The 26,789-nt window shown below is 63.9% G+C and carries 26 protein-coding genes and 2 riboswitches; of the genes, 18 read left to right on the top strand and 8 right to left on the bottom strand.

Features of this window, described 5'->3' with window-relative positions:
* Positions 1–16: 16 nt before the first annotated feature.
* Positions 17–340: a TfoX/Sxy family protein gene (locus tag FQV27_RS13695; RefSeq protein ID WP_147099483.1), complete on the bottom strand. Its 324-nt coding sequence runs from the start codon at positions 338–340 to the stop codon at positions 17–19.
* Positions 340–1,440 (bottom strand): chorismate synthase, encoded by a 1,101-nt coding sequence (aroC, locus tag FQV27_RS13690; protein WP_147099481.1) that lies wholly within the window; start codon positions 1,438–1,440, stop codon positions 340–342. Before aroC ends, FQV27_RS13695 begins: the two co-directional genes overlap by 1 nt.
* Positions 1,441–1,540: 100 nt before the next feature.
* A riboswitch (TPP riboswitch) is annotated at positions 1,541–1,640 on the top strand.
* Positions 1,641–1,671: 31 nt separating this feature from the next.
* Between aroC and FQV27_RS13685 the strand changes: the two genes are divergently transcribed.
* Genes FQV27_RS13685 through FQV27_RS13675 form a run of 3 tightly spaced genes read left to right on the top strand, consistent with a single transcriptional unit; the run spans position 1,672 to position 4,869 of the window.
* Positions 1,672–2,649, top strand: a complete 978-nt coding sequence (locus FQV27_RS13685) for a thiamine ABC transporter substrate-binding protein (RefSeq protein ID WP_147099479.1) — start codon at positions 1,672–1,674, stop codon at positions 2,647–2,649.
* Positions 2,625–4,190, top strand: a complete 1,566-nt coding sequence (locus FQV27_RS13680; protein ID WP_147099477.1) for a thiamine/thiamine pyrophosphate ABC transporter permease ThiP — start codon at positions 2,625–2,627, stop codon at positions 4,188–4,190. The genes FQV27_RS13685 and FQV27_RS13680 overlap by 25 nt, the downstream gene beginning before the upstream one ends.
* On the top strand, positions 4,177–4,869 hold the full coding sequence (locus tag FQV27_RS13675; protein WP_147099476.1) for a thiamine ABC transporter ATP-binding protein: 693 nt from the start codon (positions 4,177–4,179) through the stop codon (positions 4,867–4,869). The genes FQV27_RS13680 and FQV27_RS13675 overlap by 14 nt, the downstream gene beginning before the upstream one ends.
* On the opposite strand, the gene FQV27_RS13670 is transcribed toward FQV27_RS13675, so the two are convergent.
* The 3 genes from FQV27_RS13670 to FQV27_RS13660 form a co-directional block, all read right to left on the bottom strand.
* Positions 4,866–5,201 carry a DUF2794 domain-containing protein gene (locus FQV27_RS13670; RefSeq protein ID WP_147099475.1) on the bottom strand — a complete coding sequence of 112 codons (336 nt, stop codon included), beginning with the start codon at positions 5,199–5,201 and terminating at the stop codon, positions 4,866–4,868. The two genes, FQV27_RS13675 and FQV27_RS13670, sit on opposite strands and share 4 nt — an antisense overlap.
* Positions 5,202–5,326: 125 nt before the next feature.
* On the bottom strand, positions 5,327–5,614 hold the full coding sequence (locus tag FQV27_RS13665; RefSeq protein WP_147099474.1) for an I78 family peptidase inhibitor: 288 nt from the start codon (positions 5,612–5,614) through the stop codon (positions 5,327–5,329).
* The gene (locus tag FQV27_RS13660) at positions 5,614–5,958 is read right to left on the bottom strand and encodes a hypothetical protein (RefSeq protein WP_147099471.1); all 345 of its coding nucleotides are present in this window, start codon (positions 5,956–5,958) and stop codon (positions 5,614–5,616) included. The genes FQV27_RS13665 and FQV27_RS13660 overlap by 1 nt, the downstream gene beginning before the upstream one ends.
* Before the next feature lie 328 nt (positions 5,959–6,286).
* Between FQV27_RS13660 and FQV27_RS13655 the strand changes: the two genes are divergently transcribed.
* On the top strand, positions 6,287–8,341 hold the full coding sequence (locus tag FQV27_RS13655) for a DEAD/DEAH box helicase (protein ID WP_147099469.1): 2,055 nt from the start codon (positions 6,287–6,289) through the stop codon (positions 8,339–8,341).
* 39 nt (positions 8,342–8,380) lie between these two features.
* Here FQV27_RS13655 and FQV27_RS13650 read toward each other — a convergent pair whose 3' ends face one another.
* Positions 8,381–9,715, bottom strand: coding sequence for an MFS transporter (locus FQV27_RS13650; RefSeq protein WP_147099465.1), 1,335 nt, complete (start codon positions 9,713–9,715; stop codon positions 8,381–8,383).
* A 214-nt stretch (positions 9,716–9,929) separates the two neighbouring features.
* Between FQV27_RS13650 and cyoA the strand changes: the two genes are divergently transcribed.
* From cyoA to FQV27_RS13580, 14 genes are all read left to right on the top strand, one after another.
* Positions 9,930–11,159 carry a ubiquinol oxidase subunit II gene (gene cyoA, locus FQV27_RS13645; protein WP_222611701.1) on the top strand — a complete coding sequence of 410 codons (1,230 nt, stop codon included), beginning with the start codon at positions 9,930–9,932 and terminating at the stop codon, positions 11,157–11,159.
* 11 nt (positions 11,160–11,170) lie between these two features.
* Positions 11,171–13,180 (top strand): cytochrome o ubiquinol oxidase subunit I, encoded by a 2,010-nt coding sequence (cyoB, locus tag FQV27_RS13640; RefSeq protein ID WP_147099462.1) that lies wholly within the window; start codon positions 11,171–11,173, stop codon positions 13,178–13,180.
* A gap of 7 nt (positions 13,181–13,187) precedes the next feature.
* The gene (cyoC, locus tag FQV27_RS13635; RefSeq protein ID WP_147099459.1) at positions 13,188–13,814 is read left to right on the top strand and encodes a cytochrome o ubiquinol oxidase subunit III; all 627 of its coding nucleotides are present in this window, start codon (positions 13,188–13,190) and stop codon (positions 13,812–13,814) included.
* Positions 13,814–14,209 (top strand): cytochrome o ubiquinol oxidase subunit IV, encoded by a 396-nt coding sequence (cyoD, locus tag FQV27_RS13630; protein WP_147099457.1) that lies wholly within the window; start codon positions 13,814–13,816, stop codon positions 14,207–14,209. Before cyoC ends, cyoD begins: the two co-directional genes overlap by 1 nt.
* Positions 14,206–14,958, top strand: coding sequence for an SURF1 family protein (locus FQV27_RS13625; RefSeq protein WP_147099455.1), 753 nt, complete (start codon positions 14,206–14,208; stop codon positions 14,956–14,958). The genes cyoD and FQV27_RS13625 overlap by 4 nt, the downstream gene beginning before the upstream one ends.
* A gap of 45 nt (positions 14,959–15,003) precedes the next feature.
* Positions 15,004–15,124: riboswitch (TPP riboswitch) on the top strand.
* A gap of 101 nt (positions 15,125–15,225) precedes the next feature.
* Positions 15,226–17,025 (top strand): phosphomethylpyrimidine synthase ThiC, encoded by a 1,800-nt coding sequence (gene thiC / locus FQV27_RS13620; RefSeq protein WP_147099453.1) that lies wholly within the window; start codon positions 15,226–15,228, stop codon positions 17,023–17,025.
* Entirely contained in the window at positions 17,022–17,999 is a 978-nt protein-coding gene (locus FQV27_RS13615) for an FAD-dependent oxidoreductase (protein WP_147099451.1), read from the top strand. Before thiC ends, FQV27_RS13615 begins: the two co-directional genes overlap by 4 nt.
* Entirely contained in the window at positions 17,968–18,165 is a 198-nt protein-coding gene (gene thiS, locus FQV27_RS13610; protein WP_147099449.1) for a sulfur carrier protein ThiS, read from the top strand. The genes FQV27_RS13615 and thiS overlap by 32 nt, the downstream gene beginning before the upstream one ends.
* A gap of 1 nt (position 18,166) precedes the next feature.
* Entirely contained in the window at positions 18,167–18,931 is a 765-nt protein-coding gene (locus FQV27_RS13605; RefSeq protein WP_147099447.1) for a thiazole synthase, read from the top strand.
* On the top strand, positions 18,931–19,524 hold the full coding sequence (locus FQV27_RS13600) for a thiamine phosphate synthase (RefSeq protein WP_147099587.1): 594 nt from the start codon (positions 18,931–18,933) through the stop codon (positions 19,522–19,524). Before FQV27_RS13605 ends, FQV27_RS13600 begins: the two co-directional genes overlap by 1 nt.
* Positions 19,521–20,489, top strand: a complete 969-nt coding sequence (locus FQV27_RS13595) for a HesA/MoeB/ThiF family protein (protein ID WP_147099444.1) — start codon at positions 19,521–19,523, stop codon at positions 20,487–20,489. The genes FQV27_RS13600 and FQV27_RS13595 overlap by 4 nt, the downstream gene beginning before the upstream one ends.
* Positions 20,486–21,220 carry a bifunctional hydroxymethylpyrimidine kinase/phosphomethylpyrimidine kinase gene (thiD, locus tag FQV27_RS13590; protein WP_147099442.1) on the top strand — a complete coding sequence of 245 codons (735 nt, stop codon included), beginning with the start codon at positions 20,486–20,488 and terminating at the stop codon, positions 21,218–21,220. Before FQV27_RS13595 ends, thiD begins: the two co-directional genes overlap by 4 nt.
* Positions 21,221–21,271: 51 nt before the next feature.
* Positions 21,272–22,018, top strand: coding sequence for an alpha/beta fold hydrolase (locus FQV27_RS13585; RefSeq protein ID WP_147099440.1), 747 nt, complete (start codon positions 21,272–21,274; stop codon positions 22,016–22,018).
* A gap of 3 nt (positions 22,019–22,021) precedes the next feature.
* Entirely contained in the window at positions 22,022–23,317 is a 1,296-nt protein-coding gene (locus FQV27_RS13580; RefSeq protein ID WP_147099438.1) for a glycoside hydrolase family 15 protein, read from the top strand.
* Here the strand turns inward: FQV27_RS13580 and FQV27_RS13575 are convergent.
* Complete coding sequence (locus tag FQV27_RS13575) at positions 23,293–24,549, bottom strand: glucoamylase family protein (RefSeq protein WP_147099436.1); 1,257 nt, start codon at positions 24,547–24,549, stop codon at positions 23,293–23,295. The genes FQV27_RS13580 and FQV27_RS13575 overlap by 25 nt on opposite strands.
* Complete coding sequence (locus FQV27_RS13570; protein ID WP_147099434.1) at positions 24,537–26,789, bottom strand: glycoside hydrolase family 3 N-terminal domain-containing protein; 2,253 nt, start codon at positions 26,787–26,789, stop codon at positions 24,537–24,539. The genes FQV27_RS13575 and FQV27_RS13570 overlap by 13 nt, the downstream gene beginning before the upstream one ends.

Below are 26,789 nucleotides of genomic sequence, written 5' to 3'. Positions count from 1 at the left end.
GACCAGAGGCCCGGAATCAACGCTTCTTTCCGGCCTTCTTTGGCAGGTTTGCGACAGTCAGCGACAGGATTCGCGCCATATGGCCCGGATCATCCAGATCTTCAGGCTCGATTCGCAGATGCGGTCGGGCGTTGTGATAGGGAATCCCCTCGGCGGGATTGCGCAGGACGGCACGCGCTGCGTCGGTCGGCTTGATGAAAAGCTGCCCATCGCAGATTACGCCAAAGATCACCCCGTCGAGATAGATGCCGTAATCGCCGAACATGGGTCTAGCGACGACCTCGCCTGCCGGTGTCAGCTTGGCGACGATCGCCGCAGCCTGTTCCTTTGTCGTGCCCATCAGCCAATTTGTCCGCGCACACCACCTGTCTGCGCGCGGTCCAGCAAAAGCTGATCAAGGACCACACAGGCGGCCATCGCCTCGGCCACGGGAACGGCGCGGATGCCGACGCAGGGGTCGTGACGGCCCTTGGTAATCAGCTCGATTTCTTCGCCCTTGGCATTGATGGTGCGGCGCGGCGTCAGGATCGACGAGGTCGGCTTGACCGAAAAGCGCACCACGATGTCCTGCCCGGTCGAAATACCGCCCAGAATGCCGCCCGCATGGTTCGACAGATATTCCGGCCCATCCGGGCCCATGCGGATTTCGTCGGCATTCGCGGTACCGGTCAGGGCGGCGGCGGCCATGCCCTCGCCGATCTCGACCCCTTTGACGGCGTTGATCGACATCATCGCGGCAGCAAGGTCCGTGTCCAGCTTGCCATAGACGGGCGCACCAAGACCGGGTGGGCAGCCACGGATCAGCACTTCAAGCGCGGCACCAACGCTGTTCTGCGCCTTGCGGATGCCGGTCAGATAATCCTCCCATGCCTGCGCGGCGCTGGCGTCAGGCAGGAAGAACGGGTTTTCGCGAATGGCGCTTTCGTCGAAATTTGCGCGATCCAGATGCATCTCGCCCATCTGGACCATATAGCCGATGATCTGCACCTTCGGCGCCAGATCTCGCAGCACGGCCTGCGCCACGGCACCCGCCGCGACCCGCGCCGCCGTTTCGCGCGCCGACGACCGCCCGCCGCCGCGATAATCCCTGATGCCATATTTCTGGTGATACGTGATGTCCGCATGACCCGGCCGGAAAGCCTTCGCGATCTCGCCATAATCCTTTGACCGCTGATCGGTGTTCTCGATCATCAGCATGATGGGAGTGCCTGTGGTCTTTCCCTCGAACACGCCCGACAGGATGCGGACCTGATCGGCTTCCTGCCGCTGGGTTGTGTTCTTCGACGTGCCTGGGCGGCGGCGGTCCATGAAGGGCTGAATCCAGCCCTCGTCAAGCGCGACGCCGGGGGGGCAGCCGTCAATAACGCAGCCAAGCGCCGGCCCGTGACTTTCGCCCCAGGTGGTGACGCGGAAAACATGGCCGAAGCTGTTAAGGCTCATCACGGATCTCCTTTGGCCCTTGGTTAGCGATCCCGCCGCGCCCCGGCAAGCCGACGCGATGCAACATTCGCTTGCGCATCGCGCGCCGATTGCCCATCTTGGTCGCGCCTCGGGGGGCCTGTCACGGCTGAGACGCGCAATGCGGACCCGCAGAACCTGATCCGGCTAACACCGGCGGAGGGAAGGTTTCGCTGCCCTTTCTTTCCGAAACATCATTGAAGGAGGAAAGCGATGCGAAACGCCCTGTTCGCCCTTTTGACGACCGCCTCGCCCGCGCTTGCCGCAGGCCCGGAACTGACCATCTATGCGCCGGAATATTTCGCATCAGAATGGGGGCCGGGCCCGAAGATAGAGCAAGGCTTCGAAGCCGTCTGCGAATGCGACCTCGTTTTCGTGACGGGTGACGTGCTGCCCCGCATCCTGCTGGAAGGTCAGGGAACCGAAGCCGACGCGGTTATCGGCCTGAGCATGGACCAGACGCTGCGGGCCCGCGAAAGCGGGCTGTTCGCACCGCATAATCAGGATACATCCGGGCTGACCATGCCGATCGCTTGGACAGATCAGACCTTTTTGCCCTTCAACTGGTCGGAAACCGCGTTCGTCTATGACGAAACCCGACTGGCCAGCCCACCGCAAAGCTTTCAGGCGCTGCTGGATGCACCCGACGATCTCAAGATCGTCATTCAGGACCCGCGCAGCTCCGTCTCTGGTCTGGCGCTGCTGCTGTGGGTCAAGGCCGTGTTCGGCGATGACAGCAAGCAGGCGTGGGAAAAGCTGCGCCCGAAGGTGCTGACCGTGACGCAGGACTGGTCCGAAGCCTATGGCATGTTCACCGATGGCGAGGCAGATATGGTCCTCAGCTTCACGACCTCGCCCGCCTATCACATCGGGGCCGAGGATGACAAAACCAAGCATGCTGCGATCTTCCCGGAAGGACATTACCTGCTGGCCGAACTTGCCGCGCAGCTCAAGGATACCGACCAGCCCGAGCTGGCGCAGAAATTCATGGATTATATCCTTTCGCCCGAGTTTCAGGGGATGATCGCCGAAGCGAACTGGTCCTATCCGTCGAAGCTGCCGGACGATCAGCTTCCAGCTTATTTCGCGGATCTGCCGCGCCCTGAAAAGACGCTTTCCTTCCCCGAGCAGGAAGCCGAGGCGATACGCAAACCCGCGCTGGATGAATGGCTGAGCGTTTTCGCAGGCTGAACAAGATGCCGCGCGCGCTTTCTGCCGGGGGCGCGGTTGCGGCCTTCATGTTCGCACTGATCCTCGGGACGCTTGGTATCGTCGCTGTTCATGCCGGCGGCCTTTCGGCTCTTGGGCCGTGGGATCTGCGCGCAATCTGGTTCACGATTTGGCAGGCGGCGCTGTCAGCGACGCTTTCGGCGCTGCTGGCGGTGCCGGTCGCGCGAGCGCTGGCACGGCGTCGGTTCGCTGGTCGCGGTCTGCTTATCACCCTTCTGGGCGCACCGTTCATCCTGCCGGTGATCGTCGCGGTCATGGGCCTCGTTTCCGTGTTCGGGCGCAGCGGCGTCGTCAACGAGGTGCTTGCATGGGCGGGGTTCCCGCCGGTCAGCATCTACGGCTGGCAGGGCGTCATCATCGCGCATGTCTTTTTTAACCTGCCGCTTTCCGTGCGGATGATCCTGCACGGCTGGCAGGCCATCCCGTCAGAACGCTTCCGGCTGGCGACATCGCTGGGCTTCGAGCCAGGCGATATTGGCAGGCATCTTGAGCGCCCGATGCTGCGAGAGGTCCTGCCCGGCGCATGGCTGGCCGTTTTTCTGGTGTGCCTGACCAGTTTCGCTGTCGCACTGGCGCTTGGCGGTGGACCACGAGCGACGACCGTGGAACTGGCAATCTATCAGGCCTTCCGGTTCGATTTCGACATGGGCAAGGCCGCGACGCTGGCCCTTGTGCAGGTGGGCCTCTGTGTGGCGGCACTGCTTCTGGCCAGCCGGGTAAGCCGACCCGCCGAATTCGGCGCGGGGCTGGATCGTGACGACGTGATACCGGCACCCGGCGGCTGGCGGTGCCACGCCGACGGCGCGGCGATCGTGCTGGCAGCCGGGTTTCTGCTTGTGCCGATGCTGTCGGTGATCGCACAGGGCGCGCCCGGCATCGCTTCGCTTCCCGGCGCGGTCTGGGTCGCGACCCTGCGCTCCTTCGTCATGGCGCTGATCTCGGCGGTGCTGGCAATCTCGCTGTCGCTGGCGCTGGCACAAAGCGTCGCACGCGGGCAGAGATGGACGGAATTCGCGGGGATGCTGCCGCTTGTCGCGTCGCCGCTGGTGCTGGGGACTGGTCTGTTCCTTCTGCTGCGCAATGTAACCTCGCCCACGCAGCTTGCATTGCCGGTGACGGTCGCGATCAACGCGATCATGGCGCTGCCGTTCGCGCTGCGCATCCTGATCCCGGCGGCACGCGCGCTGCAGCGCGACTATGGCAGGCTCGCGGATTCGCTGGGGCTGCGCGGGCTTGCCCGACTTCGCATCCTGACGCTTCCGCGCCTTGCCCGCCCTTTGGGTTTCGCGGGCGGGCTTTCGGCGGCGCTGGCGATGGGCGATCTGGGCGTCATCACGCTGTTCGCCGACAGCCGGAACCCGACCTTGCCGCTGAAGCTTTACCAGTTGATGAACAGCTACCGCATGGATGATGCCGCCGCCTGCGCGGTGCTGCTGATGACAGTCAGCTTTGCGCTGTTCTGGCTGTTCGACCGGGGAGGACGTATCCGTGCTGCGCTTTGACCGGGCCGAGGCAACGCTTGGCAGCTTTCGCCTTTCGGCTGATTTCGAGATCGCTGCCGGCGCGCGCATTGCAGTCATCGGGCCTTCGGGCTCGGGCAAATCAACGCTTCTGGGGATGGTTGCGGGTTTTGTCCCCCTCAGCGCCGGGCGCGTGCTTTGGGCCGGGAAGGATCTTTCACAAATCCCGCCGGGCGACAGGCCGGTGTCGACCCTGTTTCAGGATCAGAACCTTTTTCCGCATCTGAGCGTGGCGCAGAATGTCGGCCTTGGCCTGCGCCCCGATCTGCGCCTTTCGCCTGAGCAGCAGGCTCGAGTCGCCGATGCGCTTCGCCAGGTCGGACTTGAAGGCATGGCGGACCGTCGCCCGGCGCAACTCTCTGGCGGGCAGCAAAGCCGCGTCGCACTGGCGCGCGTGGCCCTTCGTGCCCGGCCGATCCTGCTGCTGGACGAGGCTTTCGCGGCCCTCGGTCCCGCGCTCAAAACCGATATGCTGCAACTGCTGGAACGGATCGCCGGTGAAACCGGCACGACAGTGCTGATGGTGACACATGACCCCGATGACGCCCGCGCCTTCGCGCCGGAAACCGTTGTCGTTGTCGACGGCATCGCGCAGCCCCCTGCCATGACCGGCCCGCTTCTGGACGACCCACCACCTGCGCTTCGCGCCTATCTGGGTTAGCTGATCGGGCGGATCATCTTGCGGTCGAACACCCGCATGACCTGCTTGAGGTCGTGACCGCGCTTCAGAATGCGCCCGTCCATCCCGATGACCGAATACATGCCCTGCGCCGCGCGCAGCTTCGGGCGTTTCTCGACGCGATAGATCGGCGTTTCGGCCGCGTGGCGGAAGATCGAAAATACCGCGACATCGCTGAGAAACGCCATGGCGTAATCGCGCCACTCGCCAGCGGCGACCATTCGGCCATATGTTGACAGGATCGAGGCAAGCTCTGCCCGGTCGAAAGCGACACGGTCGGGCTGCGGGACGAACGGCTGCGTCGGGTTCTGCATGACGGAATGGTGACAGTCCGCGCGGCGGTGTCAACGGAAATTTCGCCACTCGCCTTTGCCCGCGATGCCGGAAGCAGGAAACAGCCGCGACAGGGCGGTTGGCCCCTGCCACGGACCGCAGCATATCAGTAGCAGGCCACTTTCGTGATGATATTGCTGCCATTGTATTCGACGTTCAGCCGATCGGGCTGATAATCTGCCGTCACGGCCATATCAGGTCCGATCTGGCGCGGCGCGCTTGGCAGGGACTTGACGTCGATTGCCCCCAGCGGCTTTCCAACCAGCACCTGCAGCCCGGCTGCGCCGCAAGCATCCGAAGGCGGCGGCACCGAGGTTGCGCCCGCAAGTTCTTCCTCGGTGCAAGCGCCAAGAAGCGCCAACGCAGCCAGCGGCGCCGCCAGACGCAGCAGCATCAGCCGCAATCCACGCCGGAAATGTTCCCGGCCGCGTCCAGACGGAAGACCATGCGGTTCGGATCATAGTTCTGCGGCTCGATCCCGCGATATTCGACGATCCGGTATTCCTTGCTGATTCCCAGCGTCGGGATCACACTGCCCGGCTGACCGACATAGTTGGCATAGGTCGAGGATTTGCACAGGTCGGGCTTGCGTTCCTGCAGGCCGTCATCGGCGGCGGTCGGCAGCGGCTCGATCCCCGGCGGCTGAACTGGCTCCTGCGCGGCCGGGCCGGCCATACAGCCGGCAAGCGCTGCAACGGCGGCGAGGGGGGCGATCAGTCGAAACGTCGTCGTCGTCATGTTGTTCATCTGTCCCTTGAGGGTTCCTGAATTTCTGCTCTCTGACCCGCCACCGCGCAGCATGCGCGCCGCCAGACCATTCCGAATCTATACGCGTCGGCGCGGCGTCTGTTAAGCCCGCAAGAACATGCGCTTCGCACGTTCGCGCAAGTTCTGCGTCATCACTGCGCCCCCGCGCGAAGGAGAGCCGCGCCACAACAATCCTTTGACTCTGGCCCGCGCGGGCGATAGGGCGACGGATCGGCTGTTTTGGCTGCATGCGGATGGGCCGCATGCAAGCAGGACCGGGCCGAGAACCCGGCACGCGGGCCAATCAGGCAGACAATCAATGATCCAGAACGAAATTGCCGCGCCACTGGCGGCGGCCCTGGCCGAACGAGGCTATGACAAACTTACTTCTGTTCAGCAGGCCGTGCTGAACCCCGAGGCAGAAGGGCGCGATCTGCTTGTCTCGGCCCAGACCGGGTCCGGCAAGACCGTGGCCTTCGGCCTTGCGGCGGCGCCCGATCTGCTGGACGAAACTGGCGCGCTGCCGCAGGCAGACAGCCCGCTTGCCCTTGCCATCGCACCCACGCGCGAACTGGCCCTGCAGGTCGCAGCCGAACTCAACTGGCTATATGCGGCGACCGGCGCGCGCATTGCCACCTGTGTCGGCGGCATGGATTACCGGACCGAGCGCCGCGCATTGGCGCGGGGCGCGCAGATCGTTGTCGGCACGCCGGGACGCCTGCGCGATCATATCGAAAAGGGCGCGCTCGATCTGTCCGGTCTGCGCGTCGCGGTGCTGGACGAAGCCGACGAAATGCTCGATCTCGGGTTTCGCGAGGATCTGGAATTCATCCTGGGTTCTGCGCCCGAAACGCGCCGCAGTCTCATGTTTTCGGCGACGGTGCCGCCCGCCATCGAAGCCCTTGCCCGCGACTTCCAGCGCGACAGCCTGCGCGTCGTCGCAACTGGCGAGGCGCGCCAGCACGGCGATATCGCCTATCGCGCGCTGTCGGTCACGGCGCGGGACAAGGAAAACGCGATCTTCAACCTGCTGCGCTACTATGAGGCACGAACCGCAATCATTTTCTGCAAGACGCGCGCCAATGTGAACCATCTGCTGGCGCGGATGGGCAATCGCGGTTTCCGCGTCGTCGCGCTGTCGGGCGAGCTGTCGCAACAGGAACGCACACATGCGCTTCAGGCGCTGCGTGACGGGCGCGCGCGGGTCTGTATCGCCACCGATGTCGCAGCACGCGGGATCGACCTGCCCGGTCTGGAACTGGTGATTCACGCGGACCTGCCAACCAATTCCGAAACTCTGCTGCACCGTTCTGGCCGGACCGGGCGGGCGGGCGCGAAGGGCGTTTCGGCGCTGATCGTCACGCCGTCCGAATACAAGAAGGCGCAGCGACTGCTGCAAGGCGCGAAAGTCACTGCGGAATGGGGCAAGGCACCCTCCGCCGAGGAAGTCAGCGCGCGCGACGATGAACGGATGCTGGCCGATCCGGTGCTGCAAGCGGCGCTTGATGATATGGGCGTCGCGAACGCGCTTCTGGAACAGCTTGGCCCCGAGCAGCTTGCCGCAGCCTTCGTCCAGCTTTGGCGAGAAGGCCGCCCCCCACCCGAGGAGTTGAGCGATACGGCACCGCTCGCGGATGCAAAACCGCGTCCGCCGCGCGAATTCGGCGCCTCGATCTGGTTCACGCTGTCAGTCGGCCATACCGGGCGCGCCGAGGCACGCTGGCTGCTGCCCAAGATATGCGAAGCAGGCGGCATCACCCGCGACGCGATTGGCGCAATTCGGGTGCGCGAGAACGAAACCCACGTCCAGATCGCGACGGGTGATGCACCGCGCTTCGGCGAGGTGATCGAGATCGAGCCGGGCCTGACAATGCGGCGTCTTCGCGGCGAACCGGCACCCGAGGCGAGGACCGAGCGTCGTGCGCCATCGAAAGGGCCGCGCCCCGCCACAGCGCGACCGGCGCGATCATCGGCAAAGCCGACCACCGACGGTGATAAACCGGATTTTGAAGCGAAGCCGAAGCCCGAAAGGAAGCAGGCACCCTCCAAACCAGCGCAGGCGTGGTCGCCGACCGAAGGCGAAAACCCTTTGCAGGGTGACAAGCCGCGCAAGAAAGCGCGGTGGAGCACCGATAAGAAGGCGGCGCGCAGCGGTAAACCGGGCGCGCCTAACCCACGCGCGAAAGGTAAACCGTCACGCGACGCGAAGCCGCCGCTTTCACAGGATGCGAAGCCGGGCGCAGGGCGATCCGCCGGCGCGAAAGGCACGAAAAGCTTCAGATCCGACAAGCCCAAGGGCAGCCGCCCGGCTACGACCGGCCGCGGCCGTCAGGGCGGCGACGCGGTCCCGCGCCGACCCAAGGGGCGTTCGTAAACGAAGCTCTGGCCGGCGCGTTTCAGAACGCGCCGGTCATCAGCGCCACGAGTTATCCTGTTGCCGGCGCATCGCTTGAGTGCGCCGGAACAGGGTCAGCGCCGCCAGCGTGCCAAGCGCACCTGACAGCAGATAAGCCCCCGCCGACCACAGACCGAATGTCTCGGTCAGGTAAAGCGCCACGAAGGGCGCGAAGCCTGCGCCGAACATCCAGGACAGATCAGCCGTCAGATTGGACGCGGTATAGCGGTTCTTCATCTGGAACCCCGAGGCGACCGCACCCGAGGACTGGCCGAAGGAAAGGCCAAGAAGCGCGAAGCCGATGAAGACGTAAAGCGCCTCACCCGAGAAGCCGAGGCTTAGCAGCAAGGGCGAGATCACCGCATAAACGGCAATGCCGATGGCGCAGTTGCGCAGCAATGTCCGTCGTCCTGTCCGGTCTGCAATGAATCCCGAGGCGATGATACCGCCAAGCCCGATCAACGCGCCCACGATCTCGATCAGAAGGAAGCCGGTGATGTTTTCAGGGGCGTTCAGATAGATCCAGGCAAGCGGAAACACCGTGACCATGTGGAACAGCGCAAGCGTCGCCAGCGGGATGAAGGCACCGGCGATGATGTTCGTTGCCTCTTCGCGCAGCAGGCGCGGGTTGATCCGGGGGCGCAGCTCTGCTTCGGCATACAGCGTGTCGAACTCTTCGCTGACGGCAAGGCGCAGGCGCGCGAAAAGCGCGACGACGTTGATCGCGAAGGCGACGAAGAACGGATAGCGCCAGCCGAAGGACAGGAATTCACCCTCTGACAGCGAGGTGCGCAGAAAGATGAACAGGCCGCTGGCAAGGATAAGACCCAAAGGCGCGCCGATCTGCGGGATGGTCGCATAGCGCCCCTTCTTCCCTTCGGGCGCCTTCATCGCCAGAAGCGACGACATGCCGTCCCACGCACCGCCCAATGCCGCGCCCTGCCCCATCCGGAACAGGCACAGGCTGGCGACGGTCAGCCAGCCTTCATCGTCATAGCTGGGCAAAAAGGAAATCGCGACGGTCGACAGGCCCAGCAGGAAAAGCGCCGTGGTCAGCTTTGTGCCACGACCCCAGCGGCGGTCGATTTCGGTAAAGACGAAGCTGCCTACCGGACGGGCCACGAATCCCAGCGCCAGAACGAGAAAGGCAAACAGAATCCCGTTCACCGGAGAGGCGAACGAAAAGATGAATCGCGGGAAGACCAGCACCGAGGCGATGGCGAAAACGAAGAAATCGAAGAACTCCGAGGTGCGACCAATCACCACACCTATGGCAATATCGCTGAGTCGCACATGCTCCTCAGGCGCTTTTTTCGCGGGATCGTTCGGGGCGGAATCAGCAGTTGCGTCCATGATTTATACCTTATTGGCCGCTCGGCCGTCGATTTGGGGCCACACCCGTAAGGATCAGGTCCGGTCACGGCATGTCAAGTCAGATGATACATGGACATTTTGTCCGCGCTTTGCTTTTCTGCATCCGAGGTCCGGTGCCTCTGCACTCGCGAGCAGCGTCGCAGATTTGTCGGGCAATGTCATGATCCGTACCGGAAACGTGCGAGCTTTCAGTATGAACCTGATCCGAAATTCTGTCGTTGCATCGCTGTTCCTGGCCCTTGCGGGCTGCGGTTCCGAGGTGCTGTCGCCCGGTGGCGATGTCGCCGCGAAGACACGCGATGTGCTGGGCATCACCACGGCGCTGATTCTGGTCATCGTGCTGCCGGTGCTGGTCGCGATCATCTGGTTCGCCATCCGCTATCGCAGTGGCAGCGAGGATGCCGAAAGCGAATATGACCCCAGTTTCCATCATTCGGTCCAGCTCGAACTGCTGATCTGGGCAGCGCCTCTGGTCATCATCATCTGGCTTGGTGCGCTGACCTGGGTCAGCACACACAAGCTGGACCCGTACCGCCCGCTTGACAGCGAGACGCAGGGCGTCACCGACGGGGCAGAACCGCTGGTTGTGCAGGTCGTGTCGATGGACTGGAAATGGCTGTTCTTCTATCCGCAATACGGCATTGCGACGGTCAACGACCTAGCCGCGCCGCTTGACCGGCCGATCCGGTTCGAACTGACCTCGACCGAGGTGATGAACGCCTTTTACGTCCCCACGCTGGCCGGGATGATCTATACCATGCCCGGCATGCAGACCCAGCTTCATGCGGTCATCAACGAAACCGGCGAATACAAGGGCATGTCCTCGCATTACAGCGGCGCTGGTTTTTCGGGGATGAACTTCCCCTTCCACGGTCTTGAGGAAGCCGATTTCGACGCCTGGGTTCAGAAGGCCCGCAGCTCGGGCCAGGTTCTTGACCGCGACGCATATCGCGAATTGCTGAAGCCGAGCGAGAATGTCCCCTCTGCCTTCTACGCGCTTGGCGACGAAGAACTTTACCACGACATTCTGAACCGCTGCGTCGAGCCGGGGCAGGTCTGCATGGACGAAGTCATGGCGGCCGATCATGGCGGGATGGACCATGCCGGCGCGGCGCATGCCGGAACAGGCGACGCCGCCTCGGGCGAGGAAGCCGCCAGGGCCGAGGCCGCCGTGACCGCCAGCCCTGACGGCCACGCGGGTCATGAGCCTGCGGCGTCTGATACTACAGCGCCTGATGCGGGCAGCGCCACGCCCGCGCCGTTGATGCAGCAGGAGGCCGCGCCCGCTGACGCCGCACATTGGGGCGAAGGCGCCGCCGCCCCTGAAAGCGCCCCCGCCGCTGCTGCGGCGGAACAGGACCAATCTACCCATCAGGGCATGAACCACGCGCCCGCAAATGCCGCCCCGGCGGCAGCGAACTGACAGGTGAAGCCATGGCTGTCGAAGCAAACGTAACCGATTCCACCTTCCTGTTCGGGCGTCTCGCCTGGAGCAAGCTGCCCATCACAGAGCCGGTGGTGGTCTATACATTCGTTGCCGTCGTGATCCTTGGTGCGGCTGTGGTCGCGGCGCTGACCTATTTCAAGCTCTGGGGTTATCTCTGGAAAGAGTGGTTCACCAGCGTCGATCACAAGAAGATCGGCATCATGTACATGATCCTGGGCCTGGTCATGTTCCTGCGCGGGTTCGCGGATGCGATCATGATGCGCCTTCAGCAGGTCATGGCCTTCAACGGGTCTGAAGGCTATCTGAACGCGCATCACTACGATCAGGTCTTTACCGCGCATGGCACGATCATGATCTTCTTCGTGGCCATGCCCTTCGTGACCGGATTGATGAACTTTGTCGTGCCGTTGCAGATCGGCGCGCGCGATGTGGCCTTCCCGTTCCTGAACAATTTCAGCTTCTGGATGACGGTCGGCGGCGCGGTGCTGACGATGGTGTCGCTGTTCATCGGCGAATTCGCCCAGACCGGCTGGCTGGCCTTCCCGCCACTGTCAGGGGTCGTCGCCAGCCCGAGGGAGGGGGTCGATTACTATATCTGGGGCCTGCAGATTGCCGGGGTCGGGACGACATTATCAGGCATCAACCTGATCGTGACGATCCTGAAGATGCGCTGCCCTGGCATGGGCCTGATGAGAATGCCTGTCTTCACCTGGACATCGCTTTGCGCGAACATTCTGATCGTCGCCACCTTCCCGGTGCTGACCGCGACTCTGGTTCTGCTGTCGCTCGACCGCTATCTGGGGATGAACTTCTTCACCAATGACCTTGGCGGCAACCCGATGCTCTATATCAACCTGATATGGATCTGGGGCCATCCGGAGGTCTATATCCTGATCCTCCCCGCCTTCGGCATCTTTTCCGAGGTCGTTGCGACCTTCTGCGGGAAACGGCTGTTCGGCTATAACTCGATGGTTTATGCGACGGTCTGCATTACCATCCTCAGCTACCTCGTCTGGCTGCACCACTTCTTCACGATGGGTTCGGGTGCTTCGGTGAACTCGTTCTTCGGGATTGCGACGATGATTATCTCGATCCCGACGGGCGCGAAGATCTTCAACTGGCTGTTCACCATGTACAAGGGCAAGATCCGCTATGAACTGCCCATGATGTGGGCGGTGGCCTTCATGCTGACCTTCGTGATCGGCGGGATGACGGGGGTCATGCTGGCCGTGCCGCCTGCGGACTTCATCGTCCACAACTCGCTGTTTCTTGTCGCGCATTTCCACAACGTCATCATCGGCGGCGTGGTCTATGGGGTTTTCGCGGGCATCAACTACTGGTGGCCCAAAGCCTTCGGCTTCAAGATGAACCAGTTCTGGGGCCATGTCAGCTTCTGGTGCTGGGTCGTGGGCTTCTGGCTCGCCTTCATGCCGCTTTACGTCATGGGCCTGATGGGCGTGACGCGCCGTCTGCGCGTGTTCGACGACCCCTCGCTGCAGATCTGGTTTGCCATTGCAGCACTAGGTGCGGCGGTCATTGCCTTCGGCATCTTCGCGCTCATCATGCAGATCTTCACCTCGATCCGCGACCGCGAGAAGCTGCGCGACGTGACGGGCGATCCGTGGGACGCGCGCACGCTGGAATGGGCGACATCCTCGCCCCCGCCAGCCTATAACTTCGCCTTCACGCCGGTCGTCTATGATGTCGATGCCTGGCACGACATGAAGGAACATGGCTACAAGCGCCCGCTTTCCGGCTTCAAGCCGATTCATATGCCGAAGAATACCGGCACCGGGGTTGTGCTGGCGGCGATCAGCGTCGTGCTGGGCTTTGCACTGGTCTGGCATATCTGGTGGCTGGTCGTGCTGTCCTTCCCGGCACTGATTGCCGCGGCGATCTGGCATACCTTCGATTACAACCGGGACTTCTACATCCCCGAGGCGACGGTGACCGAAACCGAAGACGCCCGGACCAAGGCCCTCAGCAACGCGGTGTGAGCAAGACATGAGTTCAGAAATCGTAACCGATCCCGGCGACGAGCGCGTCTTCCACCCCGCCGAGGAGCCGCATCACCCCGAAGGCCATTCGACGCCGCTCGGCTTCTGGATCTATCTGATGAGCGACTGCCTCATCTTCGCGATCCTGTTCGCCACTTTCGGGGTGCTCGGGACGCGCTATGCGGGAGGGCCCGACCCGAAAGAGCTGTTCGACCTGCCGCTTGTGGCGCTGAACACGGCGATGCTGCTGATCTCGTCGATCACCTATGGCTTCGCCATGCTTCAGATGCACGAGGGCAACCAGAAGGGCACGATCAAGTGGCTTGGCATAACGGCGGCGTTCGGCGCGGCCTTCCTGTGCATCGAGCTTTACGAATTCAGCCATATGATCCACGAAGGTGCGGGACCGGGCCGGTCGGCCTTCCTGTCGGCCTTCTTCACGCTGGTCGGCACGCATGGGCTGCATGTGACATTCGGGCTTGTCTGGCTGGCCGTTCTGGTCGTGCAGGTCAGAAAGCACGGGCTGACCTTGGCCAACCAGCGGCGCATCAACTGCCTGTCCTTGTTCTGGCACTTCCTTGACGTCATCTGGATCGGCGTTTTCACCTTCGTTTACCTGATGGGAATGATCTGATGAGCAGCACGGAACATCACGGCGAACATCACGACACCCACGCCGCGCAATTCCCGCATGGCACAAGGCGCGACTATGTTACCGGCTTCATCCTTTCGGTCATCCTGACGGTGATTCCGTTCGCGACCGTGATGTCGGGCGGGCTTGGCACCACGCGGGCGACAGCGTTCCTGATCCTTGGATGCGCCGTCGTGCAGATGGTCGTCCACATGATTTTCTTCCTGCACATGACGCCCCGCCAGGAAGGCGGCTGGACGCTGATCTCGCTTGTGTTCACGCTGATCGTTCTGATTATCGCCGTCGCCGGGACGATCTGGGTCATGTATCACATGGACAGCAACATGATGCCGGGCATGGCACCGGCCGTGCCTGATACCTCGCAGATCACACCTTGAGCAATGGGACGACCGAACGCCGCCGCCCGCTTTGGCAGGTGGCGGCGGTTCTTTTTATCGGCGCCTTACTGGTTGCGGGCTTTGCCGGGCTTGGCGTCTGGCAGATGCAGCGCCTTGGCTGGAAGCGGGATCTGATTGCCCGTGTCGATGCACGCATCAGCGCGCCGCCCGCACCGATTGCGGCCGTCGCGGACCTGCCCCCGGACGAGGCAGAATATCGCCATGTCACCGCGACCGGCCGGTTCGATCACTCGAAAGAGGTTCTGGTTCAGGCTGTCACCGAACTCGGCGGCGGGTTCTGGGTGCTGACCCCGCTTGAGACGTCGGCTGGCCCTACCCTGTTCATCAATCGCGGTTTTGTTCTGCCAGAGCGGCGCGATCCCGCCACCCGGCGCGAGGCGCTGCCTGCGGGCGATGTCACGATCACCGGCCTCGCCCGCGTGACAGAACCCGGCGGCGCTTTCCTGCGCAGCAATGATCCGGGTGCAGACCGCTGGTATTCGCGCGATCTTGCCGCGATGGCGCAAGCGCGCGGCACAGGCCCGGTCGCGCCGATTTTCATCGACGCGGATGCCACGCCCAATCCCGGCGGCTGGCCGGTCGGCGGGCTGACCGTGGTGCGGTTCCGCAATTCGCATCTGTCCTATGCGCTGACATGGTTCGCGCTTGCGATCATGGTTGCGGGTGGCATGGCCATCCTGATCCGCCATGAATACCGCCTTCGAAACGCGGACAAGCGGCTCGGATAAGAGCGCGATCCTTTGCTTGCCCATAGGGCAGCTTCCCCCTATAGTTGCCCCACGCAGGGGAGTCCCGCCGAGGGGACTGAGAGGCTGACAGGGCATTTGCCCGGTGATGCGACCCTTTGAACCTGACCCAGTTGATACTGGCGTAGGAAGCTAGGTTTGCATCTGACGGGGCTCGTTTCCCGTCGTCCGGACCGAACAAGGGCGCGCCCTGTTTCCAGCCAAAATTCACCTGGTGTCTTTTTGAGTGGAAGCTTGAGGAGCACCGACATGAATATCCCTACCCCCCGCATCAGCACGGGCGAGTTGCCTGCATCGCGCAAGATCCACGTGGCCGGGACGCTATACCCCGAGATCCGCGTGCCGATGCGCGAGATCTCGGTGCATCCGACCGCAGGCGAGCCGCCGCTTTCGGTCTATGACAGCTCTGGACCCTATACCGATCCCGGCGTGACAACCGACATCCGCAAGGGGCTTGCGCCCCTGCGCCTGTCCTGGATCAGGGCGCGCGCAGATGTCGAGGAATATGCAGGCCGCAAGGTCGAAGCTGCGGATAACGGCTTTGCCGAGGGCGACCGGCTGGTGCCGGAATTCCCGATACGCGCGCGGCCCCTGCGCGCGTGCGGTGACACGGCGGTGACACAGCTTGCCTATGCCCGCGCCGGGATCATCACACCCGAGATGGAGTTCGTCGCAATTCGCGAAAACCAGCTGCGTGACGCCGTGGCAGAAGAACGTGGCGGGCAGGATTTCGGCGCCAGCATACCCGATTACGTCACGCCCGAATTCGTCCGCTCAGAAGTCGCAGCGGGCCGCGCCATCATCCCTGCGAATATCAACCATCCCGAGCTGGAGCCGATGATCATCGGTCGCAACTTCCTTGTGAAGATCAACGCCAATATGGGCACCTCCGCCGTGACCTCCTCGATGGAAGAAGAGGTCGAAAAGATGGTCTGGGCGATCCGCTGGGGCGCGGATACCGTGATGGACCTGTCAACCGGGCGCAATATCCACAACACCCGCGAATGGATCATCCGCAACAGCCCGGTGCCTATCGGAACGGTGCCGATCTATCAGGCGCTGGAAAAGGTGGGTGGCATCGCCGAGGACCTTACATGGGAAGTCTTCCGCGACACGCTGATCGAACAGGCAGAACAGGGCGTCGATTACTTCACCATTCATGCCGGCGTGCGGCTGCACATGGTGCCGATGACGGTGAACCGCGTGACCGGGATCGTCTCGCGTGGCGGCTCTATCATGGCGAAATGGTGCCTGCATCACCACAAGGAAAGCTTCCTTTACGAACATTTCGAGGAGATCTGCCAGATCTGCCGGAAATACGATGTCAGCTTCTCGCTTGGCGACGGGCTGCGCCCCGGCTCTATCGCGGATGCCAATGACGAGGCGCAGTTTGCCGAACTGGAAACGCTGGGGGAACTGACCGAAATCGCATGGGCGCATGATTGTCAGGTGATGATCGAAGGGCCGGGCCATGTCGCCATGCACAAGATCAAGGAGAACATGGAGAAGCAGCTTGAATGCTGCCATGAGGCCCCGTTCTATACGCTTGGGCCGCTGACGACCGATATCGCGCCGGGCTATGACCACATTACCAGCGGCATCGGGGCGGCGATGATCGGCTGGTTCGGCTGCGCGATGCTTTGCTATGTGACGCCGAAGGAACATCTGGGCCTGCCCGACCGCGACGATGTGAAAACCGGCGTCATCACCTATAAGATCGCGGCTCATGCCGCCGATCTGGCCAAGGGCTTGCCGGGCGCGCAGCGCCGCGACGATGCGCTGTCACGCGCGCGCTTCGAGTTTCGCTGGGAGGATCAGTTCAACCTCTCGCTCGACCCCGACACGGCGCGGCAATTCCATGATGAGACGATGCCAAAAGAGGCGCATAAGGTGGCGCATTTCTGTTCCATGTGCGGGCCGAAATTCTGCTCGATGCGGATCAGCCACGATATCCGGGCCGAAGCACGCGAGCAGGGCATGGCCGATATGGCCGCGAAGTTTCGCGAGGGCGGCGCGCTTTACGTTCCCGCCGGGCAGTCCGAAGAATGACCGGGCCTGTCAGGATCGCCGGGGCGGGACTGGCCGGGCTCGCCTGCGGCTATGAGCTTGCGCGGCGCGGAATGGATGTGATCCTTTACGAACGAAACGAGCCCGCAGAGGCGGGCGGCGTCGCGCGCTTTGCGGGCGGCATGCTCGCCCCGTGGTGCGAGGCGGAAAGCGCCGACGCGCAGGTGATCGCGCTTGGCGCAGGCGCGGCAGATTGGTGGGAGCGTGTTACCCCGGTTACCCGTCGCGGCACGCTGGTTCTTGCGCCTGCCCGCGACCGCGCCGAGCTTGATCGCTTCGCACGTCGCAGCACAAACCATCGCAGGCTTCGCGCACCAGAAATCGCAGAACTGGAACCCGCTTTGGCCGGACGCTTCGAAAGCGGCCTGCATTTCGGTGCCGAGGCGCATCTTCATCCGCGCAACGCGCTTGCCGATCTTGCAGCGGCAGTGATCGGCTTGGGCGGTGAAATCCGCTATGGGACGGCGGCACCACCGCGTGTCGATCTGGACTGCACCGGTGTCGCCGCCGCCCTGCCCGATCTGCGACCGGTGCGCGGCGAAATGGCGCTGCTGGACTGTCCCGAGGTGCAGCTGAGCCGCACGATACGCCTGCTGCATCCGCGCATCCCGGTCTATCTCGTGCCGCGCGGCGCCGGAATTTACATGATCGGCGCAACGATGATCGAAAGCGGCTCCACACGGCCTGCATCGCTGCGCTCTCTGGTCGAGATGCTCTCTGCGGCCTTTACACTCGATCCCGGTTTCGCCGAAGCCGCAGTGATCGAGACAGGCACCGGCCTGCGGCCAGCCTTTCCCGACAATCTGCCGCGCATCGTGCAACGCGACAGGACATGGCATCTCAACGGTCTTTACCGTCATGGCTTTCTGCTGGCACCGGCCATGGCCACAGCATTCGCCCGCAATTTCCTTCAGGAGGATCGCCATGAAGATCACTGTGAACGCAGAACCGCATGACATTCCCGCGGCGAACCTGTGCGACGCGCTCGCGCAGCTTGGCTATTCAGGCCGCACTGTCGCGACCGCGCTGAACGGCAGCTTCGTATCCCGCGATACCCGCGCGACAACCCCCATCCGCGACGGCGACCGGATCGAAGTTCTGGCTCCAAGGCAGGGTGGCTGACATGCGCCTGTATGATGAGGAAATTTCGTCAAGGCTTCTTCTCGGGACGGCACAGTATCCATCACCGAGCATTCTGCAGCGCGCGATCCGTGACAGCGGCGCAGAGATCGTGACCGTCTCGCTGCGGCGCGAAGGTGCCGACGGTGCAGACGGATTTCGCGACTGCATTCGCCAGACAGGAGTGCGCGTGCTGCCGAATACCGCGGGTTGTCACACCGCGCGCGACGCAATCACCACCGCCCATATGGCCCGCGAACTTTTCAGCACAAGCTGGATCAAGCTGGAGGTGATCGGCCATGCCGACAACCTGCAACCCGACATATTCGGCCTGATCGAGGCGGCGCGCGTCCTTTCCGCCGACGGTTTCAGCGTATTCCCCTATACGACCGACGATCTTGTCGTTGGCGAAAAGCTGATCGATGCCGGGTGTCGCGTGCTGATGCCCTGGGGCGCGCCCATCGGCTCTGCCCAGGGGCTGCGCAATGCCGACGCGCTGCGTTCGATGCGGTCGCATTTCGCTGATGTGCCGCTGATCGTCGATGCCGGGATCGGTCGCCCGTCGGATGCGGCGGAAGCGATGGAAATCGGGATGGATGCGGTTCTGACAAACACCGCTGTCGCGAAAGCCGGTGATCCTGCGCTGATGGCGCGCGCCATGGCCATGGCGGTCGAGGCCGGGCACATCGGCTTTTGCGCCGACCCGATGAACAGGCGTGAAACGGCGGTGCCATCGACACCCGTGCTGGGACTGGCGGATTTCGGATGATGCAGCGTTTTTATCTGATCGTCGGCCATGTCGGCCCGCTGGAACGCCTTGTTCCGCAGGGCGTCAAACTGGTTCAGCTGCGCCTGAAGGATCAGCCGGACGCCGAAATTCGCCGCCAGATCGCCCGCGCGCGCAATATCTGTGCGGTCGAAGGCGCGCAGCTTGTCGTCAACGATCACTGGCAGGCGGCGCTGGATCTCGGGTGCGCGCATGTCCATCTTGGGCAGGAGGATATGGATCGCGCCGATTTCGCCGCGCTGCGCCGCGCGGGCGTTCGTTTCGGGCTCTCCACGCATGACCGGGCAGAGCTTGACCGCGCGCTCGCGCTGGAACCTGCTTATGTCGCGCTCGGGCCGGTTTATCCGACGAAGCTGAAGAAGATGAAATGGGAGCCGCAAGGGCTTCAGCGCCTCAGCGAATGGAAGCGCCTTGCTGGCAGAACGCCGCTTGTCGCGATTGGCGGCATGACCCCCGATCGTGCGCCCGCCGCTTTCGCCGCTGGTGCAGACAGTATCGCAGTCGTGACCGATATTCAGCAGGCGCGCGATCCGGCAGGGCGCATCGCAGAGTGGCTGGAATGTTGTGCGAAATGAGCCGCTATGATCGCCAAATGATCCTTCCCTTTATCGGGGCCGAGGGGCAGGAACGGATCGGTCAAGCCCATGTCGTCGTGATCGGGGCCGGGGGGCTTGGCTGTCCGGTGCTGCAATATCTCGCAGGGGCGGGTATCGGCCACATCACGCTGCTCGATCCTGACCATGTCGAGGAATCGAACCTGCACCGCCAACCCCTGTTCACGATGGCCGATCTGGGACGCAGCAAGGCTGTCGCGGCGCGCGACCGGATTCTGGCTTCCAATCCCGGCATCCGGATCGACGCCCGGATCGCCGCGCTGACACCCGCAAATGCCCCGGCTCTTGTTGCCACCGCAGATGTCGTCATCGACGCGGCGGACAGCTTTGCGGTGTCCTATACGCTGTCGGATGCCTGCCTTGCCGCGCGTATCCCGCTGATTTCGGCAAGCGTGCTGGGCCAGTCTGGCTATGTCGGCGGCTTCTGCGGGCCTGCCCCATCGCTGCGCGCGGTCTTTCCCGACCCGCCCGAAACCTCCGAGAGTTGCGCGACTGCCGGCGTGCTTGGCCCTGCGGTCGGCGCGATCGGCGCAGTGCAGGCACAACTGGCGCTGCGCACCGTCATCGACGCATCACCGGGGCCACTTGGCAGGATGCTGACGCTCGATTTCGGGACATTCAGCTTCGGCGGCTTCGGTTTCATGGGCCAGCCAGAACCAGCATGCCCTCTCCCCTTCATCGCAAGCTCGATGCTGCGCGATGGCGACCGCGTCATCGAATTGCGTGGCCGCGCCGAAGCGCCAAAGGCGATTACCCGCGACGCTGTCCGTATTTCGCCCGATGCTGTCGCCCGCCTGCCCGCAGGTACCGCCGGGCGCACGGTGCTTTGCTGCGCGACAGGGCTGCGCGCGTGGCGTGCGGCGCAGGTCTTGCAGAACCGAGGTTTTCGCGACCTCGCCCTGATCGCGGCCCGCGCAGACGCATGACCACGATCCTTGTCATCGCCGGCACCGATAGCAGCGGGGGCGCGGGGCTCAGCCGCGACACGGCAATATCGACCGCCCTGCATTGCAGCGTCAGACCGGTCGTGACCGCCGTGACGGTGCAGACCGACAAGGCTTTATCGGCCATTCAGCCCATGCCGGCAGGGCTTGTCGCGGCGCAGATCCGGGCCGCCCTGTCAGACGACACCCCAAGGGCGGTCAAGATCGGCATGACCGCGACCCCCGCGATTGCCGAGGCCATATTCACCGAACTGCAAGACTGCGCCCTGCCCATCGTGATCGACCCGGTTCTGGATGCGTCTTCCGGCGGCAGGCTGACCGGCGGCGCGCCTGATTGGCGACTGCTGAGGCTGGCGCGGCTGCTGACGCCCAACCTGCCCGAGGCAGCAGCGCTGACACACAGCCTTCCCGTAGAAGACGATGCGGACATTGCCGCGCAGGCGCATCAGATCCTTGATCGCGGTGTTGGGGCGGTTCTTGTCAAAGGCGGGCATGGCGCGGGGAATGTCATCACCGACCACCTGTTTCAGCAGGGCAGCCACATCCGGCTTTCCTGCACACGCATTGCCCGCGGCCGACGCGGCACGGGCTGCGCGCTTTCGACCGCAATTGCCTGTCACCTCGCGAGGGGCATGGATCTCGGCGCAGCCTGCCACGCCGCGAAAGAGCATGTCACGCGCTGGATCGGTGGCGAGCCCTTGCGTCCGGCATGATACGCCCGCAATCATGGTTCCGGCGACATCGCGGACTGAGAAGGCACAGGCATGACAGAGACAGCCGAAAACTGGACCGAAAGCGCGTCGCGCCGTCTGGTCAGAACAGGCTTCGGGACGATCCCGGTGGTGATCGCTGGCGCCGATAGCCCCGCCGGCACGGTGCTGCTGGTGCACGGCCGAAACGGCGCGCCCGGACAAGCCCAGATTGCCGAAATCGCTGACGCCTACCTGTCACGGGGGTGGCGGGTTGTTGCGCCGGAACTGCCGAATTCAATCGCTCTGCCGGATTCCGGGCCAGCCGATCAGGTCCGCTTTTCAACGCATACCAAAGCGGCAGGTGCAGTCTGGGACTGGCTTTGTGATGAGTTTTCCGATGAGCGGCTGGCGCTTGCCGGCCACAGCATCGGTGCCTATGCGATCGCTCATCTGGCCGCAGGATCAACGCGTGCAGATCATGTCCTTGCCGTCTCGCCGCCGATGTCCGGCATGGTTCTTCTGCGCGCGCGCGAAGCGATGGGTCCCGCGGCAATCAAGGCGGTGATCGCCGAGGCCCCGCTGTTTCATGCCGAAATGACCAGTGCCGATGCAAGCGATGCGCTTGGCCGGATCACGGCACCGCTTGGCGTCGTCACCGGGGCGTCTGACGGGCTGGTACCGTTGAAGGATGCCCGCGCCTATTTCAACGCAGCGCCCGACGGGCGTTTCTTCGCGGCCATCCCGGACGAACACCATTGCCCCGCAGGCCCCCGCTGCGCCGCGATGCTGGCCGCCGCGCTATCCGCGCTCGGTGCCTGAGCGATGCCTGTGCCGGATGCCGACTGGATCGCTGCGCGCTGCCGTTCCGCAGCAGGCGCGATGAAGGCCGCATGTTCGGCAACGCATCTTGTTCGCAATCGCGACGGCTTCGGCTGGGTCGTGCGCCCCGCGCCCGGCTCTGTCCTCGCCTCGACCCGGATCGCGAGCTGGCAGCCCGAGCCGGATTATTTCCACCACTGGGTCCGCGATTCCGCGATTGTCCTGCGCGCGGTGCCGCTGGCTGTCGCCGCCGATCCTGCCTCGGCGGATTTCTGGCGCGGCTTCGTCAGCGATTTCATTGACTTCTCGCTGGTAACGACTGACCCCGAGCGGCACGGCCCTGCGGCAAACCCGCTGAAATCGACCGCTTCACCCAGCCATGCGAAATTTCTGCGTCCGGACGCAGAACTTGCTGCGCTGCACGGGCCTCGCTGGCTGGAGGAGCCGCGCCTGTCGGCGGACGGCTCCCCCGATCTGGAGCAATGGGGGCGTCCGCAAGATGACGGCCCGGCGCTGCGTGCCTCTGCGCTGATGTCGCTGATCGACGCGGTGCCGGAGGCAGGTTCGGCGCAGGCCGAAGCGATGATCGCGCGCGATCTCGCACATCTGTTGCAGGTCGCGGGTCGCCCCTGCATCGGTCCGTGGGAGGAATGGCCCCCGCGACGATGCAGCTTCACGGTGATCGTGCAATGGGACGCGCTTGAACGCGGCAGCCGGCGCGGCAAGGGCTGCGACCGTCTGGCGGCGAAAGCGCGCGAGCTGGCCGCACTTCTTGAAATGGCGGCCGATCCCGAAACCGGCGGCTGGCGCGAAAGTATCGAGGCCGACGCTGGCACGCTGGACGCCGCGACCTGCCTGGCTATTCTGCACGCGCATCGCGACACTGGCCCATTCGCAATGACAGCCCCGCGCACAGCCGCGACCGCAGCCGGGCTGGAACGGATCTTCGCCGGGATTTACCCGATCAACCGGGATCGCAGCGTCCCGGCCATCGGACGATGGGAAAGCGATGTCTATTTCGACGGCAACCCGTGGTATCCGACGACACTCGGCTTCGCTGCACTGCATTACCGGATCGCCGCGCTGACCGGCGATGCCAGCGCGTTCGCAAAGGCCGACGGCTGGATGAGCATCGTTCAGCACTACGCGCCAGACCCGGACACCCCCCTGCCCGAACAATTCGACCGCAGAACGGGCGCGCCGACATCATGCCTGAACTTGACTTGGTCCGCCGCCGCATTTCTGGAAGCAGCCGCGGCGCGCGATGCGGCAATTCAGGCGACGTTTCGCATCAGGTAGGGCGCGGAAAAGCCAAGCGTGCGCAGACCGCGCCGGATCTCAGGCCTGCCCGAAACCAGCCGCCAGATCAGCCCCGAGCGTTGATTTTCCAGCCCGACCACAATCGGGGCCTGATCTATGGCCAGACGGCTTTCGGCGACCCAGTCACGCACCGGGCTGAACGCATCGACAAAGCCCGCCTCGCCCCAGACCTGTTCGCCCAGATCATCATGCATGTGACGCAGCACCCGCATCGCCTCATCCGGTGCATAAGGAAGCGAGGACAGCGCCGCTGTCGGGGTGATGGTGCCGGTATCCTCGGTCGGGGAATGCGCGACATAGCCCGTCGGGTCGTCGCTGGCGGTCAGCCCCCACAGATCCGGGCCGTATCCGGGCCAGCCATGCGGGTTCGTCAGGCAATGGTGCCGGTTTATGAGCGCATGATGTCTCGTCTGCTGCCCATAATCGGCATAGCGATCGCGCAATCCTCGGGGGTCGATGCCAAGAAACGGGTATTGCGATAGGAACAGCGGCCCACCCCAGTGTGGCCCTAACGGAAGGACGATCCCGCCATAATCCTGCCCGTTCACGAAGGAAGGCGCCTGTGCCCAGCTTTGGTGATAGCAGCTTGCCGGTATCGGGTGACTGCGCGATCCGGCGCCAAGGACGAAGACCGGCAGCGCCTCGTTCCAGCCGCGAATGGGCAGCGCATCAGCGGCCCAGTCCCGTGCTGGATTGCGATGCCACATCACGGCACCGTCGTCACGGATATGGGCGGCCCAGTTGACGGCATCGTAAAGTGCCTCGATCCGCGCAACGATCGACGTTTCCTCGGAATAGAAGGCGGCCGCGCCAAGCAGCCCGAGCATCAGAAAGGCTGTCTCGACCAGATCGCCGCCGTCATCGCCGGGACCGAAAGGCTGGACGCGGCCGGTCGCGCCATTGAGGAAATGCGGAAAGACGCCATCGAAACGGTCGGCGCGCTCCAGAAAGCCCAGCAGCCGTTCGAGGCGGTCGAGGATCTCGCGCCGTGGCCGCCAGCCACGTTCGGCGGCGACAATCTGTGCCAGCAACCCGAAGCCCGTGCCGCCGGTCGTAGTCGTTTCTTCGACATCATAGCCGAAGGCACCGCCGCTGCGTTCACGGGCCATACCGCTGGACGGATGACTCCAATCCAGAAAATACAGCGCGGTCGCCTGTGCGACGCGGTCACGCAGCGCAGCGTCGTCAAGTCCCCGGATCAGTTGAGCCATGTCAGCCCGACTGTTTGGGTATCGCGGCTGTTCGGACCCACATGCAAGCGGATCAGGCCGGGATCGCGCACCCACTCTGCCGCCTCCAGCGAGGGGGCAAGGGGATAGGAGAACTGATCGGCACGGATACGGAAGCTGATCTCGCGGCTTTCGCCGGACGCAAGCGTAAGCTGTTGAAAATCGATCAGCCAGCGACCGGGACGGGTAATGCGGGCGACCGGATCGCTTGCATAAAGCTGCACGGTTTCGACCGCCTCACCGGGGCCGCGATTGGTGACGGTGACAACCAGTTCGACCTCCTCGCTGCTCAGCGCCTGATCCGATGACAGCGCAGGCTGGCCATAGGCGACGTCGCCATAGCCCAGGCCGAAGCCGAACGGAAAGCTTGGCCGATCATCCGGCAGGTCAAGCCATCCAGTGCGGAACTTCGCGAAGCGTCCGGGGTCGGGACGGCCGGTCGGCTCTCTGGCATAGCTTTGCGGGGCCTCGCCGGGATGGGCGGGCAAGGTTACAGCCAGCCGCCCCGAGGGCGAGGCCACGCCGAACAGCAGATCGGCCACGCCTTCCGGGCCAGCCACCCCGCCATGCCAGGCGTAGATCACCGCATCGGCCTTGTCGGCGATATCGCCGATGGCCAGGGGACGCCCCGCAAATACCACCAGAACCATCGGCTTTTCGACGGCGGCAAGCGCGGTAATCAGCCGCTTTTGCGAAACCGGCAGCTCGGGCGACAGGACCGAGGACGACTCGCCCGCATGTTCTTTCGCCTCGCCCACCGCGACGACAATCACATCGGCAGCGCGCGCGGCGGCCACGGCCTCGGCAAGCTGCGCATGCATGTCGCGGGGATCGCGCATCACGGTGACGCCGTGAACGTTCAGGCGCTGTTCCAGCCACGGTTCATCAACGATATTCGCGCCCCACGAGGTCGCGGGTTTCAGGCCGGTCAATGCTTCGATCGCGCGATCAAGCGGCACGACATCCTCGGCCCGGCCCGAAACGGCCCACGTCCCCAGCATATTCGCCCGGTCAGAGGCGAACGGCCCCACCAGCGCCACCTTTGCAGTTCCGTTCAGCGGCAGCACATCATCATTTTTCAGCAGCACCGCCGAGCGCGCCGCAGCTTTGCGCGCCAGTTCACGCCCGGCCAGCCGTGACAGCGCTTTCGGCTCTCCCTCCAGACCGCGGAACGGGTTGTCGAGAAGTCCGAGCCGCTTCTTGAAGCGCAGAACGCGGCGGCAGGCACGGTCGATCAGGGCCGCAATGTCATCAGCGGTCAGGCTGAAGCCTGCGTCCGGCGCGTCGAGGCCGTTTCGCGCAAGCAAGGGCAGCTCGCGCAGATAGTCCTCGCCCACCATATCCATATCGACGCCGCCATGCAGCGCGCGCGCGACCGCAACCGGTGCCGGGCCAAGCCCGTGTTCGACCAGTTCGGCAACGCCCGTGTAATCGGAAACGACCAGCCCGTCGAAACCCGCCTGCCCGCGCAGCCAACCTTCAATAAGGCTCTCATTCGCGTGCATCGGCACCTTGTTCAGCGCATTGAAGGCGATCATGACGCTGGCAGCACCCGCGTCGATGCCGGCGCGGAACGGGGGCAAGTAGATCGACAGAATGTCCTCCCATGACAGGCTGACATTATCGTAATCGCGCCCGCTTTCCGGCGCACCATAGGCGACGAAATGTTTCAGGCACGCCGCGACACGTCCCGGCGCGCCGGTATCCGCGCCCTGAAAACCGCGCGTCGCGGCCACCGCGATCCGCGAGGCCAGCAGCGGGTCTTCGCCCGGACCTTCCGCGACCCGACCCCAGCGCGGGTCACGACAGACGTCGATCATCGGCGCAAAGACGTGGTGCAGCCCTTCCGACGCTGCCTCGGCCCCGGCATGGGCGGCGGTGGCCTCGATCAGTCCCATATCCCAGCTGCAGGCAAGCGCGATATTCAACGGAAACACGGTGCGGTGGCCGTGAATGACGTCCTCGGCAAAGAAAAGCGGGATCTTCAGGCGCGATCCGGCAAGCGCGCGTTCCTGCAATGCCCGCGCCGTCGCCAGTGACTTGGTGCCGAAAATCGCCCCGACCTGACCGGCGGCCAACCGCGCCGCCAAAGATGTCTGCTGCTGCTCACCCGTGACAAGTCCCTCGCCAGCGGCAAGCAGGTTCAATTGCCCGATCTTTTCGTCGAGCGTCATTTCAGCCAACAGGCGCTCGACATCGTCGATCTCGATACGGTCGTCCAT

It is taken from the genome of Paracoccus aurantiacus, from assembly GCF_007993065.1.
In the GTDB taxonomy this organism is placed as follows: Bacteria; Pseudomonadota; Alphaproteobacteria; order Rhodobacterales; family Rhodobacteraceae; genus Paracoccus; species Paracoccus aurantiacus.
This window is presented reverse-complemented; position numbering and strand designations above follow the sequence as displayed.